Genomic DNA, 19665 nt, shown 5'->3' on the forward strand with positions numbered 1-19665 from the left:
TGATGCGATCAGCTTTGACCGCGCTTGCGCTGTTGGCGGCACTGCCCGCCACCGGCCAAAGCCCTTTTCCCGTGGATATCGGCGGGCCCTACGAGTTGGTGGACCAATTCGGCGCGGTGCGCACGCAGGCCGACCCGGATGGGAAGTACCAGCTGGTGTTCTTTGGCTATGCCAATTGCCTGAACATCTGTTCCGCGGCGATGCCCCTGATGGCACAGGTCGTGGATGAATTGGCGCGCGATGGCATTGCCGTGACTCCCGTGATGATCACGGTCGCCCCCGATCAGGACCAGGTCGACACGATGGGCGCACCGCTGGCGGAGATTCACCCGGATTTCATTGGTCTGACAGGGGAACAGGACGCGCTGCAAGCCGCCTATGACGCCTTCAAGGTCGAGGTGGAGCCGCTGTTCATGGACCCCGAATACGGCTGGATCTATTCCCATGGCAGTTTCGTGCATCTGCTGGATGGAGAGGGCGACCTGCTGACCCTGCTGCCGCCCGTTCTGGATGTGACGCAGGTTGCAAACATTGCGCGTGGCTACATCCCCGAGCCAAGCTGAGGCGGGCGCACCAACGGGTGTGCCTTGCGGCGCTGCCTAGCTGAACTGTTCCGAGATGAGCCGCTCTTCGAGCCCGTGGCCGGGGTCGAAGAGGATGCGGTGCACGACCGAGGGTTCTGACTGGATTTCCACGGTCGAGACATCGCGGATGGACCGCGAGTCCGCCTCGGCCATGACCGGGCGCTTGTCCGCTTCGAGCACGTCGAACCGCACCTTTGCCATCTTGGGCAGAAGCGCGCCGCGCCACCGACGTGGACGGAACGCTGCCACGGCAGTCAACGCCAGCACATCCGACCCGATGGGCAACACGGGACCGTGGGCCGAATAGTTGTACGCCGTGGACCCCGCGGGCGTGGACACCAGCGCGCCATCACAGACCAGTTCATCCATCCTGAGCCGGCCATCGACCGTGATCCGCAGCTTGGCCGCCTGCGGCCCCGCCCGCAGCAGCGACACCTCGTTGATCGCGAGCGCCTTGTGGCTGGTGCCGTCGGACCGGAGGGCGGTCATGGACAGGGGGTTCAATTCGGCCTCTTCCGCCGCTTCCAGCCGCTCGACCAGATCGGATTCGCCATATTCGTTCATCAGAAAGCCGATGGTGCCGCGATTCATGCCGTAGACGGGTTTGTTCAGATGCTGCGTACCATGCAGGGTCTGCAGCATGAACCCATCCCCGCCCAGCGCCACGATCACGTCCGCATCTTCGGTTTCCGCATCGCCATAGCGCCCGATCAGCGCGGCCCGCGCGGTCTGCGCCACGGGGGCGCGGCTGGCCGCAAAGGCAATCTTGAGGGGCATGGAAAGGTTTCCTATGGCAAACGTATTTCGCCGAAAGAACCATATCTTTTCGCCCCTTACCAGCGTTCCGCGCGCTTTGTCGCTGGTGGTGCGCGTTTGGTCGGGATACATCCTTTGCTCAAGGGGTCGGTTTCCGATAGGAAACGGCCAACAAAATCGACTCAGTCCACGCAGGAGAGTTCTCATGAATGCGCCCCATCGCACCGACGGTTTTTTCACCCAATCCCTGGCCGATCGTGATCCCGAACTGTTCGGATCGATCCGCGATGAACTGGGCCGCCAGCGCGACGAGATCGAGCTGATTGCATCCGAAAACATCGTGTCGGCCGCCGTGTTGGAAGCGCAGGGCAGCGTGATGACCAACAAGTATGCCGAGGGCTATCCGGGCCGTCGGTACTATGGCGGGTGCCAATATGTGGACGTGGCCGAAAACCTTGCGATCGAACGTGCCTGCAAGCTGTTTGATTGCGGGTTTGCCAATGTGCAGCCGAATTCCGGTTCTCAGGCCAACCAGGGTGTGTTCCAGGCGCTGCTGCAACCGGGCGATACCATTCTGGGCATGTCGCTGGACGCCGGTGGCCACCTGACACACGGGGCCAAGCCAAACCAGTCGGGCAAGTGGTTCAATGCCGTGCAATACGGTGTGCGCCGCGACACGCTGGACATCGACTATGACCAGATCGAAGAACTGGCGCTGGAGCACAAGCCGCAGATGATCATCGCCGGTGGATCGGCCATTCCGCGCGTCATCGACTTTGCCCGCATCCGCGAGATTGCGGACAAGGTGGGCGCATGGCTGCTGGCCGATGTCGCCCACTTTGCCGGTCTGATCGCCGCCGGAGAGTACCCGTCGCCCTTCCCGCATGTGCATGTGGCGACGACGACAACCCACAAGACCCTGCGCGGCCCGCGCGGCGGCATGATCCTGACCAATGACGAGGCGCTGGCCAAGAAGTTCAATTCGGCCATTTTTCCCGGCATTCAGGGTGGCCCGCTGATGCACGTGATCGCGGCCAAGGCCGTGGCCTTTGGCGAGGCGCTGGAGCCATCGTTCAAGACCTACCAGCAGCAGGTGATCAAGAACGCCCAAGCGCTGGCGGACCAGTTGCACAAGGGCGGTCTGGACACGGTCACCCACGGCACCGACACCCATGTCATGCTGGTTGACCTGCGCCCCAAGGGCGTGAAGGGCAACGCAACCGAGAAAGCGCTGGGCCGTGCCCACATCACCTGCAACAAGAACGGCGTGCCCTTTGACGACGAAAAGCCGACAATCACGTCCGGTATTCGTTTGGGATCACCGGCGGGCACAACGCGTGGCTTTGGCGAAGCCGAGTTCCGGCAGATCGGCGACTGGATCATCGAAGTTGTCGACGGCCTTGCGGCCCATGGCGAGGATGGCAATGATGCTGTCGAAGCGAAGGTGAAGGCCGAGGTGGCTGACCTGTGCGCCCGCTTCCCGCTGTATCCAAACCTCTGACCCACTTTTGACGGGCACACGCACCGACCGGATCGAGCGGCGCCTGGGCGATGCCCTGAGGGCCCGCTTGCCCGCGTCGGCCGCCGAGTTTGTCATGTTCACGGTCAAGCAGGGCTGGGCGAGCCTGTTTGGTGCACTGCTGCTGGCCGGTCTGATCGTGACAGATGCCATCTGGCAAGAGACGTGGATCATCGCCCGCTATGATGCGCTGCTGATCTATGCGATTTCGTTGCAGGCCATCCTGCTGATCCTGCGGATCGAAACATGGGCCGAGATGCGGATCATCCTGCTGTTCCACCTGACAGGCACCGCGATGGAACTGTTCAAGGTGCATATGGGATCGTGGAGCTATCCCGGCGACGCCATGACCAAGATTGCGGGCGTGCCCCTGTTTTCGGGGTTCATGTATGCCAGCGTCGGCAGCTATATCGCACGGGTCATGCGTGTCTTTGACATGCGCTTTGCCCCGTTTCCACCTGTCTGGGCGCTGTGGGCCCTGTCCGGTCTGATCTATGCCAATTTCTTTGCGCATCACTTTTTGCCCGACATCCGGGTTGTGTTGATCGTGGGCAGTGTCTTGCTGTTTTGGCGGACCCGGGTCTGGTTTCGGATGGCCCGGTTCTACTGGATGCCGATGCCCGTCGCCGGTGCCCTGGTCGCGCTGTTCATGTGGGTGGCCGAAAACATCGGGACGGCGACCAGCACGTGGCTGTATGCCGGGCAATTGCCGGGCGATCCGGTCAATTTCTCGAAGATGGGCAGTTGGTACATGTTGCTCTACCTTGCCTTTGGCACCGTCACGTTGGTCAGTCGCGATGCGTTGATGCGCAGCGCCTGGGCGCCGGTGTCGCAGAAGCAGACGGTGCAGGCCACCTAGAAGACGCTGTGATCGCCCCGTTCTACGGTCGCCTCGCCCTTGAGGACGGCAGCGTAATAGTCGAACAGCGTGTCGGCACCGGTCGCAGGGGTTGCGGTGCGGTCATACTGCTGCGTGTCCGGGTTCAGTACCAACATCGATTCCGTGGCATAGTAGAGGCCGATACGCGCAAGCTCGGCCTTGGCCGCGAGGGGGGGGACCACCTTGCCTGCCGCCGCAAGACCGCCTGCAATCGCGCGCATCATACCCACCGGAACATGTTTGAACCTGGGCGTCTGGCCCAACAGGGCAAACAGGTGGTCCCCCATCGCGCGCGGCGTCAGCGCGGGGCCTGGCCCGCCGATGGGCAGCACGCGGTTTTGCAGGTCGGGCGTGTCGACGCAAAGGGCCAGATAATGCCCTAGGTCCCGATCACTGATCGGCGTGCAGGCCGTCAATGCGCCATCCCCGAACAGCAGATACGGCTTGCCGCTCCGGACCCGCGCGATCTGACCTGACAGCGACTTGAAATAGGCGGTGGGCCGCACGATGGAATAGGTCAGCCCGGACGCAATCAGCGCCTGTTCGGCGGCCAGCTTGGCGTGCTGGAAGGCAAGGCGCGGGCGCTGGACACAGATCGCCGACAACAGCACGACATGCGGCACCCCCGCGGCCCGCGCCGCCTGCACGATATCGACCGTCGCCCGATGATCGATGGCCCAGGCGTCCCGTGGCGGACCGGTACGCGAGGCGAGACAGGAGATCACCGCGTCAAAGGTGCCGCGCCCGAACACGTCACGCGCCACCGCGGTCGGGTCCAAGACTTCGGTTTGAATGCAGGCCGCACCGGCTGCCGAAACTGCGTCGGCACCCGGCCGCATGACACATGTCACCGCATGGCCCCTGTCCAGAAGGGCCGCCGTGGTCGCGCGGCCAATTGTGCCCGTGGCCCCAAAGACCAGGACATGTTTCGGAGACGGGGCGCGCAATGGATCAGTCACGGCATATGGGTGTCACATTGGCCCCTGCATTGCCAGTGCCGGTCACACCCGGCCCGTCGACCACATCCAGAGAACGACACCGCCCAGCACCAGCAGGATGTTGAAGGCGATGGCAGCACCGATACCCAACCACAGGCCCTTGCGCCGGTCCGCGCGGTCGATGTTTTGCAGAAAGACAATCACGCGATCTTCGGCCGTGCCAAGGGCTGCACCGTCGATCTGGCGCATCAGCTTTGGATGTCCGCCGAAGGATTGCGCCCTCACGATCTTGCGCGCCTCTGCGTGCAGCCGTTTGGGCATGCGGCGCCCCGTTCGGCGCAACGCCGTCTCAAGCGACTTGGCCTTGACACCAAACGCAGCGCCCAACGCGCGTTGCACGCGGTCGGCGCGGGCCTGAATGCTGTGTGCGGTTTCCATGCCGCTGTTTACCGCGCGGGCGGTGCATGCTCAATCCCTCTGGATGCGCCGGCGCAATCCGGCTAAGCCTTGGCGCATGCTCAGCTATTCCGAACATGGGGACGCAACAGGCACCCCGCTGCTGATTGCCCATGGCCTTTACGGGTCAGGGCGGAACTGGGGGATCATTGCCAAACGGCTGTCCGATACCCGGCGCGTGATCACCGTGGACATGCGCAATCATGGGCACAGCTTTTGGTCAGACGATCACGCCTATACCGATCTGGCATCGGACCTGGCCGAGGTGATCGACGCGCTGGGTGGCCCGATGGATGTTGTTGGCCATTCCATGGGCGGCAAGGCGTCGATGATGCTGGCCGTGACCCGGCCCGACGCTGTCCGGAGGCTGGTAATCGGCGACATTGCGCCGGTCGGCTATGACCACAGCCAAATTCAGTACATCGAAGCAATGCGCGCCGTCGACCTGAGCACGGTGACGCGCCGGTCGGACGCCAACGCCCAATTGGCCGACCTGGGGGTTGAACCGGCCCTGTGCAGTTTTCTGACCCAGTCGCTGGACGTGGCGGACCGGCGCTGGCGACTGAACCTGGACGCGCTGGCGCAGAATATGCCTGCGATTCTTGGCTTTCCGCAGGTCGAAGGCCAGTTCGAGGGCCCAACACTGTTTCTGTCCGGCGCACAGAGCGCATATGTCACCCACGATCACCGCCCGGCCATCCGCACCTTGTTTCCCGCCGCCCGGTTCGTGAAGATCACCGGCGCCGGGCATTGGCTGCATGCTGATGACCCGCGCGCTTTTGAAGGCACCGTGCGCGCCTATCTGGACGCACCGCCCCCCCAGCCCTTGACGTAACCCCTGTCCACGCCGCTATTTTATGGTTGGAGTGAATCTAGGGGTGCGATCATGTGGGATAAGCTGCTTGACCGTTTTCTGACGGGCATGATGGTCGATGACCGTCTCAGCCTGACCTATCCTGATGGGGTGACGCGCGATTATGGCCCCGACACGGGCGCCACCGCGCATCTTGAGATTTCGGACAGCGCGACCTTGCGCGCACTGATCCTGAACCCTGATCTGGGCCTGGGCGAAGGGTACATGGATGGCAGGATCACCCCGCGCAATTGCACACTGGACGATGCATTGACCATCATCGTGCGCAACCGGTTCAAAGGCACGATCCCCACCTGGATGCTGATGGCGAACCGGGCGCGGTTCCTTATGCGCCGCTTCATCCAGCACAATGCGCCAAGCGCGTCCCGAAGGAACGTGGCGCACCATTATGATATTTCGGATGACCTGTATCGCCGGTTTCTGGACACCGACATGCAATATTCCTGCGCTTACTTTCGCCATGACGCGATGACGCTGGAAGAGGCGCAAGCCGCCAAGAAGGCGCATATCGCTGGCAAGCTGTGTCTTGAGCCGGGCATGCGGGTGCTGGACATCGGCTGTGGTTGGGGCGGAATGGCCCTGACCCTGGCCCGCGATCACGGTTGCCGTGTCACCGGCATCACGCTGAGCGAGAACCAGCTTGCCACGGCCCGGCGCCGGGCCGAGGCGGCGGGCCTGGCCGATCGGATCGAATTCCGATTGCAGGACTATCGCCACACCGAAGGCACGTTTGACCGGATCGTGTCTGTGGGCATGCTGGAACATGTGGGGGTGCCCAATTTCAACACCTACTTCCAGCGTGTGGCCGAATTGCTGGACCCCGATGGCGTTGCGCTGATCCACACCATCGGGCGATCCGCGCCGCCAATGGCGCATTCATCCTGGATCAACAAATACATCTTTCCCGGTGGCTATGTTCCATCCCTGTCCGAGCTGGCTCCGGCGATGGAACGGTCCGGCCTGTGGCAAACGGATATCGAAGTGTGGCGGCTGCACTATGCCAAGACCATCCGCCACTGGCGCGACCGGTTCGAAGCGCATCTGGACGAGATCAGGCAGGACTATGACGACCGGTTCATACGCATGTTCCGCTACTATCTGACGGTGTGCATCATGGCGTTCGAACACCAGATGCAGGGGGTGTATCACCTGCAACTCGCGCATAAACGCGATGCCGTGCCGTTGTCGCGCGACTATCTCTATGACACGGGGACAAAGGCCAGAGTACCCGCGCCACGGATGTCCGAAAGCGCCTAGGCTGCGGCGGCGGCGTCCCGCAAAAGTGACACATGCAATTCGTCGACAACCTCGACACCTTCCCCGAAAGACCTGCCTTCGGACAGGGCACCGGGGTAGCCCAGTGTGCGGATACCGGCGGCCACCGGGGCCTGCGCGCTTTCCGGCGTATCCTCGATCGCCAGCGCCGCATCCGCGGTGATGTGCAATTGGCGCAACGCCTCGTTGTAGATGTCCGGGGCCGGTTTCGACCGCGCGGCGATGGTGCGATCACCGATGAAATCGAAGACCGATGCATCCACCTGAGATTGCAATCCACGCAGAATGGCCGCGACCTGTCGCGGATCGGTCGCGGTGACGAAGCCAAGGCGCATCTGCAGCACCTGCGCTTCGGCAATCAGGTCGGCGATGCCCGGGCGCAGCTTGACGCCGTCCTCCAGCGCAGCTTCGAACGCTTCGAGTTTGGACTGGTACACCGCGTCGACATCGACGTCTGCCTCTTGTGTGCTGGCGTAATGGGCGATCCGGGCCTTGCCGCCCGGCACTTCCAGCAAGGACCGATAGGTGTCGGTGTCCCAATGCCAGACCAGTTCGTTGATCTCGAAGGCGGTGTTGAAGGCGCGACGTTGCAGGTCAGACGTTTCCGTCAGGACCCCGATCGATCCAAAGAGCAATGCGGAATAGGTCATGTATGGGTTCCTTGTGATGGCAGCGCAGGGACAGGCAAGTAACTGCGTGACTGCTGCAGAAGTTCCGCACCCGAAGCCGGTTTTCGTCGAGCGCATGTTTGCCGCCTCTTGCACCTTCCTGCGCCATCCCTATAAGGCAGGACAATTTGCACATTTGGGGGGCCAAGATGCCAAAGCGTACCGACATCAAGTCGATCATGATCATCGGCGCGGGTCCCATTGTCATCGGTCAGGCCTGCGAGTTCGACTATTCCGGCGCACAGGCCTGCAAGGCGCTGCGGGAAGAAGGCTACCGGGTTGTTCTGGTCAACTCGAACCCGGCCACCATCATGACAGATCCGGGCTTGGCCGACGCCACGTATATCGAGCCGATCACACCCGAAATCGTCGCAAAGATCATCGAGAAGGAACGCCCCGATGCGCTGCTGCCGACGATGGGTGGACAGACCGGCCTGAATACGTCGCTTGCGCTGGAAGAGATGGGTGTTCTGGACAAGTTCGGGGTCGAGATGATCGGCGCAAAGCGCGAAGCCATTGAAATGGCCGAAGACCGCAAGCTGTTCCGAGAGGCGATGGACCGGCTGGGCATCGAGAACCCCCGCGCCACCATCGTGACGGCCCCCAAGGACGAAAAAGGCAACAAGGATCTGGCGGCCGGTGTTGCGCTGGCCCTCGAAACGCTCGAAGAGATCGGCCTGCCCGCCATCATCCGCCCCGCCTTTACCCTGGGCGGCACCGGCGGCGGCGTGGCCTATAACCGCGACGATTACGAGGCGATCTGCCGGTCCGGGATGGACGCGTCGCCCGTGGGTCAGATCCTTGTGGACGAGTCGCTGCTGGGCTGGAAGGAATACGAGATGGAGGTGGTGCGCGACACCGCGGACAACGCCATCATCGTCTGTTCCATCGAAAACGTGGACCCGATGGGGGTGCATACGGGCGACAGCATCACCGTGGCCCCGGCCCTGACGCTGACGGACAAGGAATACCAGATCATGCGCAACCACTCGATCGCGGTGCTGCGCGAGATCGGCGTGGAAACAGGCGGGTCGAACGTGCAATGGGCGATCAACCCCGATGACGGGCGCATGGTCGTGATCGAGATGAACCCTCGCGTGTCGCGGTCTTCGGCACTGGCCTCAAAGGCGACAGGGTTCCCGATTGCCAAGATCGCAGCCAAGCTGGCGGTCGGCTATACGCTGGACGAGTTGGACAACGACATCACCAAGGTGACGCCCGCGTCGTTCGAGCCGACCATCGACTATGTCGTCACGAAGATCCCGAAATTCGCATTCGAAAAGTTCCCGGGCGCGGAGCCGTCCCTGACGACCGCCATGAAGTCGGTGGGCGAAGTCATGGCCATAGGCCGGACATTCCACGAGTCGCTGCAAAAGGCGATGGCATCCATGGAATCCGGCCTTGTCGGCCTTGATGACATCGACATCCCCGGGGCACCGGACAAGGCGGCGGTGGTCAAGGCCATTTCTGCGCAAACGCCGGACCGCTTGCGCCTGATCGCGCAGGCCATGCGCCACGGGTTGAGCGACGATGACATCTTTGGCGCAACCAAGTTCGACCCCTGGTTCCTGTCCCGCATCCGCGAGATCGTGGACGCCGAGGCGCGGGTGCGCGATGCCGGCCTGCCCGTGACCGAAGACGGGCTGCGGGGCCTCAAGATGATGGGCTTTACCGATGCGCGCCTGGCCCAATTGAGCGGGCGAGAAGAGGATCAGGTGCGTCGTGCACGCGAAAATCTGGGCGTGCGGGCCGTGTTCAAGCGGATCGATACCTGCGCGGCCGAGTTCGAGGCCCAAACGCCCTACATGTACTCGACCTATGAAACGCCGGTCTTCGGCGATGTCGAGTGCGAGGCGCGCCCGTCAGACCGCAAGAAAGTTGTCATTCTGGGCGGCGGTCCGAACCGGATCGGACAGGGGATCGAGTTCGACTATTGCTGCTGTCACGCCTGTTTTGCCCTGACGGACGCAGGGTACGAGACCATCATGGTCAACTGCAATCCTGAAACGGTCAGCACCGACTATGACACATCCGACCGGCTGTATTTTGAACCGCTGACGTTCGAACATGTGATGGAAATTCTGCGGGTCGAGCAGGATAACGGCACGTTGCATGGCGTGATCGTGCAATTTGGCGGGCAGACACCACTAAAGCTGGCCAACGCGCTGCAAGACGCCGGCATTCCGATACTTGGCACCACGCCTGACGCCATCGACCTGGCCGAGGACCGCGAACGCTTCCAGGCCCTTGTCAACGATCTCGGTCTCAAGCAGCCCAAGAACGGCATCGCCCATTCTGATGCCGAAGCACTTGAAATCGCGGGCGATATCGGCTTCCCGCTTGTCATTCGCCCGTCCTATGTCCTGGGTGGGCGCGCGATGGAGATCGTGCGCGATCAGGCGAACCTGGAACGCTATATCTCAGAGGCTGTGGTGGTGTCGGGCGACAGCCCCGTCTTGCTGGACAGTTATCTGGCCGGTGCGGTCGAACTGGATGTGGACGCGTTGTGCGACGGTACGGATGTGCATGTGGCTGGCATCATGCAACATATCGAAGAGGCTGGCGTCCATTCGGGCGACAGCGCCTGTTCCCTGCCCCCTTATTCGCTGCCATCCGATATCATTTCCGAGATCGAGGCGCAGACACATGCGCTGGCCAGGGCGTTGAAGGTGGTTGGCCTTATGAACGTGCAATTCGCGATCCAGGGCGACGACATCTACCTCATCGAGGTTAACCCCCGCGCCTCGCGGACCGTGCCCTTCGTCGCCAAGTCCACCGACAGCGCAATTGCCTCAATCGCCGCGCGGGTCATGGCGGGCGAGCCCCTGTCCAACTTCCCACAGCGCCCGGCCTATGATGCAGATGCCAGCTATGACAGCGTGCTGCCGCTCGCAGATCCGATGACGCTGGCTGATCCGAACATGCCCTGGTTCTCGGTCAAGGAGGCTGTGTTGCCGTTTGCACGCTTTCCCGGTGTCGACACGATCCTGGGACCAGAGATGCGGTCAACCGGCGAAGTCATGGGGTGGGACCGGACGTTTGCCCGTGCCTTCCTCAAGGCGCAGATGGGGGCGGGCATGGTGCTGCCCAATGCAGGCTGCACCTTCATTTCGATCAAGGATATGGACAAGACCCCACAGATGCTCGAAGCGGCACAGATCCTGCATGGGCTTGGTTTCACAACCGTCGCGACGCGCGGGACCGCCACATGGCTTGAGGCCAACGGCGTGCCGTGCAGCATGGTCAACAAGGTCTATGAAGGCCGCCCGGATGTGACCGACATGATGAAGGACGACGGCATTCAACTGGTGTTCAACACCACCGAAGGGTCGCTCGCCGTTGAAGACAGCAAATCCATCCGTGCCATCGCGCTTTATGACCGGATCCCGTATTTTACCACCGCTGCCGGGGCATATGCGGCGGCACTGGCGATCCGGGAGCAGGCACAGGGTGATGTCGGTGTGAAAGCGTTGCAGGGTTAGTAGTTCAGAAAGCGATCCGAGATTTCGTCGAAATTCGCGAGGATCGAATCGCCCAGAACCGAAGCCAGTTGCGCGTTGCGCGAATCAACCGGGGCACCGGACGCCGCACCGCTCAGGATCGGTTCCAGCGTTTTCCACTTGCTGGCAACCTTGCCCAGTGTGATCTTGATATGGATATTCGGTGCCGGAACGATCCCCGTTTCTACATCTCCTTCGACCAACCTGACAAGCGCGTCGGAAAATTCGGCAATGTCGGTCGCAAGGATAGCCCCGGCGCCTTCTGGTGTCAGGTTGGTCAGAAACAGGCACAAATCTCGCTGGAAGGCCTGCGATGCAACTCGCAATTCCTGCACCAAGGCATAGGACGCGCGATGCCGCTCTTCGACATCACTGGGGGCTGATTGCCATCGTTCGCGGTACCGCGCTGCAAGCGACGGATTGCCGAGCAGCAGCAACGTGACCGGTACGGTGTGGCGATCACCCGCTGCAATCTGGCGGGCCGAGCGCGTGTAGGTTTCAAGCTCGGTCAACATGGGTTCGGACGCATCCGGGTCCATGGCCAGCCACACCGACAGCGTCGTCAACATCTCGGACGATGCGATGACATCTTGTGCGTGCACAGGGGTTTCAGCCCCGACAAACAGCATGCAGGCAGATTTGGTGATGCGATGGACAAGCACCGCCTGATCCGCCAAGTCGCGGATCGTGTTGCGATCCGCCTGCGCAGGCGGTGCACCAAATCCGAGCGCAAGGATTGCCGCCATCAAGGGAATTGCCAAGAACTTCATGCGAGGTACCACCACTAGACTGGCACGCTCTTACAGGTGACGCCTTAAAGCGGCTTTAACGGTGGTGCCGAAGCAGGATCTCTTGCGCTTGCTCTGCCGGGCGGAATGAGTATAACGCCCGCCACGGTGCCGCTGTAGCTCAGCTGGTAGAGCACGTCATTCGTAATGATGGGGTCGGGGGTTCGAGTCCCTTCAGCGGCACCACCTTTTGGGCCCACCGCCTTTGCTATCTTGCGACCGGATGCGTTCCAAGTTGTGCTGGCCCTTGCATCAGTTGCTTGGGTAATGCCGGTGGTTTGACAAGCATCCGTGCATTCAGCATTGCCGTTTCCGACGCTGGCAACGAACGCCGCCGCGCTTTCCTCAAATCTTTACAACCGCTTAGGCCAGCAACGCTGCGAGGAATAGCGCAAGGTTCGCGCCGTCACTGCCGTCCGGGTCCGCCACGTCTGCCGATTGCGGCAGCACTGTTGCATCGTCCGGGCCGTCCCAATGTGGCTCAATCCGGCCAAGACCGCCCTGTTCAACAAGGTCCCGCACCAGCGAGAATGCGGCCGACGGGCGCTGCAATCTGATGAAATCCGAGACGGGCAAACCCATCGCATCGCGTTGCGCGATCCCCATCCGGGCCGCCATCGACAACACGCGCTGGGTGCGCACCTTGGCGCTGTAGCCTTGGGCAATGCTGTGATCGACAGAAGCCACGGCGGCACTGCCATCAAAGCTGATACCGCGGCGCCGTACATGCGTGGCACCGGTCAGGGAATAGACGTCATCGACAATCACTGTGGTCCCCGGCAGCCTGGACGCCCGGCCCGGGAATCCGCCCGGATGGAACGCCGCCACGCGGGCCTCTGCAACAGCAGTGAGCATTTGCAGCGCTTCGTTGCGCAGCTGGAATGCAGCACGCGCAAACGGGGCCTTGGCAAAGTCGGTTTCACGCGGTGTGCAAAGGATCACTCTCAAACGCGGTTGCGCCGCAAGCCGGTCGGCGAGGATCTGCATCAGATCAATTGTAACAGCCCCGGCGCCTGCCCCGGCATGGACCGTACGGGCAAGGCCTGATGTCTCGATGTAAACCAGTTCCTCGGCCTGATGGAATGCACGGGCCAGCGACCAAAGCGCATCGCGCGCGCCGTGTACCGACAATTCATACTCGCGCCGCAATTCGTTCAGCAGCCGGTTGCCATTGGTCACGTTCAGCGTGGGCGCAGGCAAGCTCAGCGCGCTTGCGATGTCGTTGATCACGGTCTGCAAATCGATGGGCGAGGCTGAGTCAAGCGGATTGCCCGGCGGCAGCAGGGACAGCTCTGGCGTCTCGGACACCGCGGCCACGGTCTGCAAGAGCACACCGGACGAGGTCGCCCCGGCAGGTGCTGCCCCGGCCCGCGCCGGTGGGTTCATGTTGTCGCCGCCCGACATGGCCAGCCATCCGGGGGCTTGGGCAGGTGGTGGCCCGCCCGGCAGCGGGATGAAGGGCTGCACACGCCGCACGGCGTGGCGTGCCAGATCATAGCCCAGTGCCCCTTCGACCCGCACCCCGGCGCTGTGCGTGTCCGGTCCGGGCGGATTGCCAGGGTTCCCCTGCCCGTGATTGGCCGACAGCGCGTCGCGATCCCATGATGTTCCGCTCAGCACACCGTCCCAGTCCAGACCTGCGCTGACAGCGGCACCGCCGATGCCCGTGACCACAATCGCTTCGAGCCGTCCCATCGTGGGCTGGCGCGGCCCGGTGCGTGGCACGGTTTCGGACGCAAGGGCCCGTGCGGCGTCAACCGGGGTGCCTGCGGCACCATCATCAGGCCCGTCGTCGGTGCCGAACAACGGCACGGGCGCCACGGATTTCACCGTATCGGGCACGGCGGCCATCCGGTCCGGCGCGGGACCAAAAATGTCGGGTGGCGGGGCCGCGGGCCCGGCCGCAATGGCAAGGGTGCGCGCCGCGAACAGACGCCGGGTCTGGGTGCGCGGTGTGACAACCATGTCAAAGACCAGCGTGGCCGGATCGGGCTTGGGATCGCCCGCACCGAGGCCAAGCGGATTGTGTACGAGGATCTGTGTCGGCACGCCCGCCACCGCGATCCCGGCACCGCCATCCCCGCGCTTGAAGGACGGCGTTTCACCAATTGCAGGGATCGAAACAAAGCGCTGGTTGTAGATGCGCACCGCGCTGCCATCGGGTACGGCATCTGCTGCAATCACCACCACGACGTCCTCGTCCGCTGTCCATGTGGCCGTGGCGCCCACAAGCGGCGCAGGGTTGGCCCCGAACACGCCAGCCCCGCCCCCCGCCGGAAACGCAGGCCAATGGGCCGGAGCGCCGGGGCCGGGCGGAACCGGCACACCATCCGCTATGATCGGCGCGACAGCGAACATCAGCGGGTTGCCAGCCGCGCCATCCATCCGCGTCAGGACCTGGTTCGACATCGCCATTAGGTCAGGACCATCCACCGCATAGTCGATAATCACTTCGGTTCGCACTTGTGGTTTCAGGTCCTCGGGTATGTCGCCATCTTCGGCAGGCACCCCAGCCACCGCGCTGGTGGTGCGGTTGCCCCGCAGGTGCCAATCGAGGTCCACCGCATAGGCGCGAAAGAACTGCCGCGGCAGCGTGATCCCACCGGGCAGGCCAGGCTGCGCCAGCGGCCCGGCCCCCATGGTGCCTCCGGTGGCCCACCCCAGTCGCACCCTGGTTCCGGCTTCGGACCCTGTTGCCGCCAAAACCTCTCCGGCTGACATCGCGACAAGGCCGGACCCGTCCAGTGTACCGGTCTGCGTGTCCGAACCGTCCTGCTTTTCCACGCCCACGTCACCCAAGGCCGCCACAAAAGGTGCACCGTGCAGGTCCACGACCTGCGCCAGAACGCCCGAAGCGAGCGCGGCGATGGTGCCGACACCTCCCGCGCCGCCGGTGCCTGCACCATCGGAAAAGTCGAGCGCTGGAAAGGTCGTGATCAGGTCGTCGAACAGGGCAGCCACGGCGATGGGGTCGATGATCAGGCCGCGACTGTCATGAAAGCTCATCGGTTCGCTGCGGCCCAGGCTTTCGCCCGGCTCATAGGTTTGCGGGGACCGGTCCGGCACCGGAACAGCCCCTGTGAAAACCAGCGTTTCGGGAACAGGCCGATGGTGGGGCGCGGGGGCCACGGCGTAGCGTGCCATCAGGGTCGACAAACGTGCGACCGCCTGCGGGTGCAGGCGAAACGCGCCAACAGGACCAGCGATTCCGGCGCCGGTTACATCCCGGAATTCGTGCCCCTGATCCAGATATTCCAACGTGCCCCGAAACGGGGCCAGCGCATTGCCGGACGGCGTCAACCGGAGTGTGCCCGCGTCAAAGGAGGGGTCTGCCGACCCCCAGGCGTTTGACAGGTGCGGCATCGTCAATCCCAGCGCGTCAAGTCCGTTGTCTTGCAGGGCTTGGGCTGCGGCCTGGGGGGTTAATGTGAAAACGGTCAGCTGTGTCATGGGTCAATCCCGATCCGAACTTGAGACCCGCCGCCCGTCCGGTGTGATTACCTCGAACGTGATGCTGCGGATGTCTCTGCTGGCGAACACCGTTATCCCCGTGCGCGCCCCGATCTTCTGCCGGTTGGCGACATAAAGCGGGGCCTGTGCGCCACCGGTTGGTGCCGGTCCGCGTCCCACCGGCACGTCGGCCAGCGGGGCCTCGTAGACCAGTTCGTTGCCGACCGTCTCGAATTGCGAGCGCGGCCGGTTTATCCCCAGGTCAAGGATAGGTCCCGGGCGCGGTTCAATTCTGCGGGGTCGGCGGAAGGGCAGATCGGGCGTGTCGTCAGGCTGTGGGCGGAACCGGTCAAAGCGGTCCGTCAAATCGCGCAGGTCGCGGAACCGGTCTGTGCCCAGCACACCGCCCGATGTGGGCCGGATCGCAATGCGCACGCGATATTCCAGCGGGCCCGTCACTGGCGCATCCGTCGTCACCGAAAAGACGGTACCCCGCCCCGAAATGCTGAAACTATCCACCTCGCTCAGGTCCGGCAACGGGATAAGGGATCCCTGACCAAAGCTGATTGCGCGTTCCGTTACACGCCCCAACGGGTCCGTCATGCGCAGCAGGATACTGCCGCCAGGCATCTGGGCAGGGCGGCGGATGAACAGGCGATAGTTGCGGTCCTGCCCGTCCGGCGCGCGCCACAGGGCGGTCTGGGTCATTTCCGGCACTTCCGGGATCAGGTCCAGCGGAGTGGCGCCCGGCAGCTTTTGGCCGGGGTTCAACGGGTCCTCGCCCGCATCCGGGGCCACGGTGTTGTAATGCAGCCCCGGCACGCCGTCCAACCGCACCTCTGCCGACAGCGTGTGGGGGCCAAGCGTCGTGGGCAAGATCGGTGCGTCAGACACGGCTGACAAAAGGATGTCCCCGAAATTGCCGCCACCCGGCCATTCCAGCATTGGCGGCGACAAGGGCGGCGGCCCGCTTGGCGGAATAACGACAGGGACGGCGGGCGACGGTCGCCCCCTGCCCTTGCGGACGCCGCGTTGCGCATCGTCCTGTCCCCACGCGATGGCGCGGTACCATTGGGGTCGCCAAGATCCGCCCGGTTCGTCCTCGCCGGTCACGTCCGTGATCCAGTTTTCGGAACCATTGGTGTCTGTGCCAACTGTCCACGACCCTGTACTGCCCGTGAGGGACACCAGCGGCGGCCCCATACTGTCGATCTGGCGCGCTGCGTCGGCCACCCGCGTGCGATACAGGTCGATGGTGCCGGGCCGCGCGCCGGAACGCGCCCGCGTCTCGATCCGCAGGCGGGCGGCAAAGCCGCCCGGCGTTTCGATCCGCTGCGCCTCAAGCGTCGGGGGCGCAGGCGTTGCAATACGGGGCGCAACAAAGGGGATCATCGCTTCGTCCGCGTCCGGGCCGCTCGGCCATGGCCCCTCGACGCCGCCAGCGCTGACCGGGATGACGATGAAGAGGTGAATGGCCTGCGAGCCACGCGGCAAGGCGACATCAAGGTTCGTGCCCGTCAGCAAGGTCTTGTTCACCCGGTTGAAATCACGCCTGTCGGGTGACGCGGCGAATGCGTCTTTCAGGGTGGTCAACCGCGTGCTCAGGGTCACGCCGGGCAGGGCTTCCGACAGGTCGCGACTGGCGAGCATGCGTGTTTCGGTGCTTTGGTACAGGATGTACCCCTCTGCCCCCGGCACGGATTGCCATTCGATGATGGCGTGGCATTCGCCCTTGGCGTCCGGCAGGCTGGCAAGCCGCACGATGTCGATCACCTGCGTCGGGCGCGCGCGCGGGTCCGACGCATATGTCACCTTGCTGCGGGGACCAAAGCTGCCAAGACGGTTGGGCGCGATGGCTTCGCGCAACCGCGCGCGCAGGGCCAGCCCGACATGCGGGGTGCCTGCGTAATCCAGCGAAAAGCCCGGAATTGTGACGCGGTAGCGCCGCGCATGGCCCTGGCTGGCGAAACCGGGTGTGGCGACGGCACTTTCCCCCTGTTCGTCCAGGCTGATGACATTCTGTTCGCCATCAAGCCCCGGTACGCTTGGATCATTCAACGATGGCACATCCCCCGCGAAGCTGACGAATACGTTCTGGGCTGCCCCGCCGAGGGTCTTCTGCAACCCACCGGGCAAGGCCGCTGGCGGTTCGGTGTGCCGGGTTGGCGCCTGGAAAAGGCGACCCCGGAAGTCGATGCGCGCCACGGACCGCACGCGCCAGTCCACGACGAACTCGACCACCAGATCCGCGGGACAGACCGTACCGCTTCCTGTATCGATGGGACGCAATTCGGCCGAGATGATGTTCACGGTGTCCGGGTCCGGCTGGGTCGAGGCAAAGGGCTGTGTGGCCCATGGGCTCCAGATCCCAAACAGGTTTTGCGTGGCAATCCCATAGCGTGCACTGACCGATCCAGGGCTGTTGGGAATGACAAAACCCGGGTCGGACGCCGATTGGCGCGGGTATTCGGGGTCTTGCCGGTTCTCATTGTTGCCGATGGGCATGAGGCCCTTGCCCGATGGGCGCTGTTCCATCAACGGTGTTGCAGGCCCGGCAACGCCCGTCTCGGCCCGTCCGAAGGCAAAGCTGGACACGGCGTTCAGGTTGTCAAGCGGCAGACGTTCCCAACTTGCCCGACTGGTCGCGACCCAGTTTCCATTTGGCGCGGCGGGTCGTTGGTGTGACAGGAAATGAAGCCGCAGATCAGCAGGCGGAATGGGGCGGATCACGCGGCGCGGGCGCGGTATGATCGCGGCCAGTTCCTGTGCGTCGCCATTGCCGGCCAGGCCCCGATGCCACAGCCCGGTGATCATGAAGTCATAATCGGCCATATCCGAGGACCCGAGAAAGCTCTGTTCCCCGAAATTGATCGGATCAAGGTCCACATAGGGATACCCGGTGCCAAACCCCATGAGCACCGATTGCATCGGATCGGTGGCCACGGCCATCTGCATCAGCTTGACCGACGACACCCGCGCCTCGCCATCCTCGGCCGGCATCATGTCGCCATTGGCGTTTTGCGGGGGGCTGATGACGTGGTGGTCCAGCACCTCCTGCTGCTGATTTGGCGGGGCCTCCATCGCCTTGCGCAGCATCGCGAGCAGCGTCTTGTTGGCATCATCGATCATGCCATCCGGGTCAGGCAATTCCCAGGTGGGCGCGACCTCTCCTGTCGGAAAGGCGGGATACCACCCAAATGGATTGATCCCGCGCGAGAACCTTTGTTTGGCGGCATCCATGGCGGGCAATTCGGCACCAACCAGCCCCTGTTCCTTACCATGCGACTGCCCGTCCAATCCGTCGAACTCTCCGGGATCAACCGGCAAACCGACGGTTTCGATCAGTTCCCAACCTTGTATCTTTTCCGCCTGGGACAGAGGTTCGCCCACAACAGACACTTCCTGGCCCTGCGCCCCGTTGATCAGAACGGCGGTGATGAACGGCGCATAGAAGCGGTAGGTGCGTGCCCCATTGGCCGGAATGTTCAGCGCCTCGAGGCCCAACATGTTTTCAAAACCAACCCCGTTGGCCACGGGCACAATGGTCACGCCCAGCGCCGGGCCGACGCTTTTGACCCGAACGACGATAGACATCACCGGTTCGGCGAACTGATACACCGTGCCAAGCGGCGGCAAGGCGGTGGGGGTGGCGACAGCCGGTGTGGGGTCCTGCAACAGCGGAAACGCCACACGCCGCCATACCTTGAACGGTTCCGACGGCATTCCGACGCCCGGATTCAACTGCCAGCGCAAAAACACGGCCAGCACCCTGTTGCCGAAATCCTTCAGATCAAGGCCCTGAGGAGCCGCGCGGGTCGCGCGCAGGGTTTCATGGGTGGCGGCGACATCTGCCGACGGGCCAAAGGGGCCCGTGACCACGCCGTTTTCGTCGGCAAAGGGACGCAGCAACGCGTTGCCGTCGATCATCGCGCCCTGACCGCGGAACAAATAGGGGCTGAATATGCGATCCATGTTTG

General features: G+C 63.4%; 13 protein-coding genes and 1 tRNA gene. 7 read left to right on the forward strand and 7 right to left on the reverse strand.

Annotation, left to right across the window (positions count from 1 at the left end; all coding sequences use genetic code 11):
* Positions 1–2 precede the first annotated feature (2 nt).
* Entirely contained in the window at positions 3–563 is a 561-nt protein-coding gene (locus Q0844_RS14340; protein ID WP_299046073.1) for an SCO family protein, read from the forward strand.
* A gap of 36 nt (positions 564–599) precedes the next feature.
* Here Q0844_RS14340 and Q0844_RS14345 read toward each other — a convergent pair whose 3' ends face one another.
* Positions 600–1361, reverse strand: coding sequence for an NAD kinase (locus tag Q0844_RS14345; protein WP_299046075.1), 762 nt, complete (start codon positions 1359–1361; stop codon positions 600–602).
* Positions 1362–1545: 184 nt separating this feature from the next.
* On the opposite strand from Q0844_RS14345, the gene glyA reads away from it, so the two are divergent.
* Both glyA and Q0844_RS14355 read left to right on the forward strand, forming a co-directional pair.
* Complete coding sequence (glyA, locus tag Q0844_RS14350) at positions 1546–2841, forward strand: serine hydroxymethyltransferase (protein ID WP_299046077.1); 1296 nt, start codon at positions 1546–1548, stop codon at positions 2839–2841.
* A gap of 7 nt (positions 2842–2848) precedes the next feature.
* Positions 2849–3718: a DUF817 domain-containing protein gene (locus tag Q0844_RS14355; protein WP_299046080.1), complete on the forward strand. Its 870-nt coding sequence runs from the start codon at positions 2849–2851 to the stop codon at positions 3716–3718.
* Here the strand turns inward: Q0844_RS14355 and Q0844_RS14360 are convergent.
* Together Q0844_RS14360 and Q0844_RS14365 are read right to left on the reverse strand one after the other, a co-directional pair.
* Positions 3715–4698, reverse strand: coding sequence for an NAD(P)H-binding protein (locus Q0844_RS14360; RefSeq protein ID WP_299046082.1), 984 nt, complete (start codon positions 4696–4698; stop codon positions 3715–3717). The genes Q0844_RS14355 and Q0844_RS14360 overlap by 4 nt on opposite strands.
* Positions 4699–4740: 42 nt before the next feature.
* On the reverse strand, positions 4741–5115 hold the full coding sequence (locus Q0844_RS14365) for a hypothetical protein (protein ID WP_299046085.1): 375 nt from the start codon (positions 5113–5115) through the stop codon (positions 4741–4743).
* A 76-nt stretch (positions 5116–5191) separates the two neighbouring features.
* Between Q0844_RS14365 and Q0844_RS14370 the strand changes: the two genes are divergently transcribed.
* Together Q0844_RS14370 and Q0844_RS14375 are read left to right on the forward strand one after the other, a co-directional pair.
* A complete protein-coding gene (locus Q0844_RS14370) occupies positions 5192–5968 on the forward strand; it encodes an alpha/beta fold hydrolase (protein ID WP_299046087.1) in 777 nt (258 codons plus the stop codon).
* A gap of 51 nt (positions 5969–6019) precedes the next feature.
* Positions 6020–7264: a cyclopropane-fatty-acyl-phospholipid synthase family protein gene (locus tag Q0844_RS14375; RefSeq protein WP_299046090.1), complete on the forward strand. Its 1245-nt coding sequence runs from the start codon at positions 6020–6022 to the stop codon at positions 7262–7264.
* On the opposite strand, the gene Q0844_RS14380 is transcribed toward Q0844_RS14375, so the two are convergent.
* A complete protein-coding gene (locus tag Q0844_RS14380; protein WP_299046093.1) occupies positions 7261–7932 on the reverse strand; it encodes an HAD-IA family hydrolase in 672 nt (223 codons plus the stop codon). The two genes, Q0844_RS14375 and Q0844_RS14380, sit on opposite strands and share 4 nt — an antisense overlap.
* 167 nt (positions 7933–8099) lie before the next feature.
* Between Q0844_RS14380 and carB the strand changes: the two genes are divergently transcribed.
* Positions 8100–11432: a carbamoyl-phosphate synthase large subunit gene (gene carB / locus Q0844_RS14385; RefSeq protein ID WP_299046095.1), complete on the forward strand. Its 3333-nt coding sequence runs from the start codon at positions 8100–8102 to the stop codon at positions 11430–11432.
* Here the strand turns inward: carB and Q0844_RS14390 are convergent.
* On the reverse strand, positions 11429–12220 hold the full coding sequence (locus Q0844_RS14390) for a hypothetical protein (RefSeq protein WP_299046097.1): 792 nt from the start codon (positions 12218–12220) through the stop codon (positions 11429–11431). The genes carB and Q0844_RS14390 overlap by 4 nt on opposite strands.
* Positions 12221–12348: 128 nt before the next feature.
* Between Q0844_RS14390 and Q0844_RS14395 the strand changes: the two genes are divergently transcribed.
* Positions 12349–12424 (forward strand) — tRNA-Thr (locus Q0844_RS14395).
* Positions 12425–12601: 177 nt separating this feature from the next.
* On the opposite strand, the gene Q0844_RS14400 is transcribed toward Q0844_RS14395, so the two are convergent.
* Complete coding sequence (locus Q0844_RS14400; RefSeq protein WP_299046099.1) at positions 12602–15688, reverse strand: hypothetical protein; 3087 nt, start codon at positions 15686–15688, stop codon at positions 12602–12604.
* Positions 15689–15691: 3 nt separating this feature from the next.
* On the reverse strand, positions 15692–19660 hold the full coding sequence (locus Q0844_RS14405; protein WP_299046102.1) for a hypothetical protein: 3969 nt from the start codon (positions 19658–19660) through the stop codon (positions 15692–15694).
* Positions 19661–19665: the final 5 nt, after the last annotated feature.

This window comes from uncultured Tateyamaria sp. (assembly GCF_947503465.1).
Classification (GTDB): Bacteria; Pseudomonadota; Alphaproteobacteria; order Rhodobacterales; family Rhodobacteraceae; genus Tateyamaria.

Coding starts and splice junctions, on each gene's coding strand:
- Q0844_RS14375 (WP_299046090.1), top strand. CDS start 6,020: ATGTGGGATAAGCTGCTTGACCGTTTTCTGACGGGCATGATGGTCGAT.
- Q0844_RS14390 (WP_299046097.1), bottom strand. CDS start 12,220: ATGAAGTTCTTGGCAATTCCCTTGATGGCGGCAATCCTTGCGCTCGGA.
- Q0844_RS14380 (WP_299046093.1), bottom strand. CDS start 7,932: ATGACCTATTCCGCATTGCTCTTTGGATCGATCGGGGTCCTGACGGAA.
- Q0844_RS14405 (WP_299046102.1), bottom strand. CDS start 19,660: ATGGATCGCATATTCAGCCCCTATTTGTTCCGCGGTCAGGGCGCGATG.
- Q0844_RS14340 (WP_299046073.1), top strand. CDS start 3: ATGCGATCAGCTTTGACCGCGCTTGCGCTGTTGGCGGCACTGCCCGCC.
- Q0844_RS14400 (WP_299046099.1), bottom strand. CDS start 15,688: ATGACACAGCTGACCGTTTTCACATTAACCCCCCAGGCCGCAGCCCAA.
- glyA (WP_299046077.1), top strand. CDS start 1,546: ATGAATGCGCCCCATCGCACCGACGGTTTTTTCACCCAATCCCTGGCC.
- carB (WP_299046095.1), top strand. CDS start 8,100: ATGCCAAAGCGTACCGACATCAAGTCGATCATGATCATCGGCGCGGGT.
- Q0844_RS14365 (WP_299046085.1), bottom strand. CDS start 5,115: ATGGAAACCGCACACAGCATTCAGGCCCGCGCCGACCGCGTGCAACGC.
- Q0844_RS14345 (WP_299046075.1), bottom strand. CDS start 1,361: ATGCCCCTCAAGATTGCCTTTGCGGCCAGCCGCGCCCCCGTGGCGCAG.
- Q0844_RS14370 (WP_299046087.1), top strand. CDS start 5,192: ATGCTCAGCTATTCCGAACATGGGGACGCAACAGGCACCCCGCTGCTG.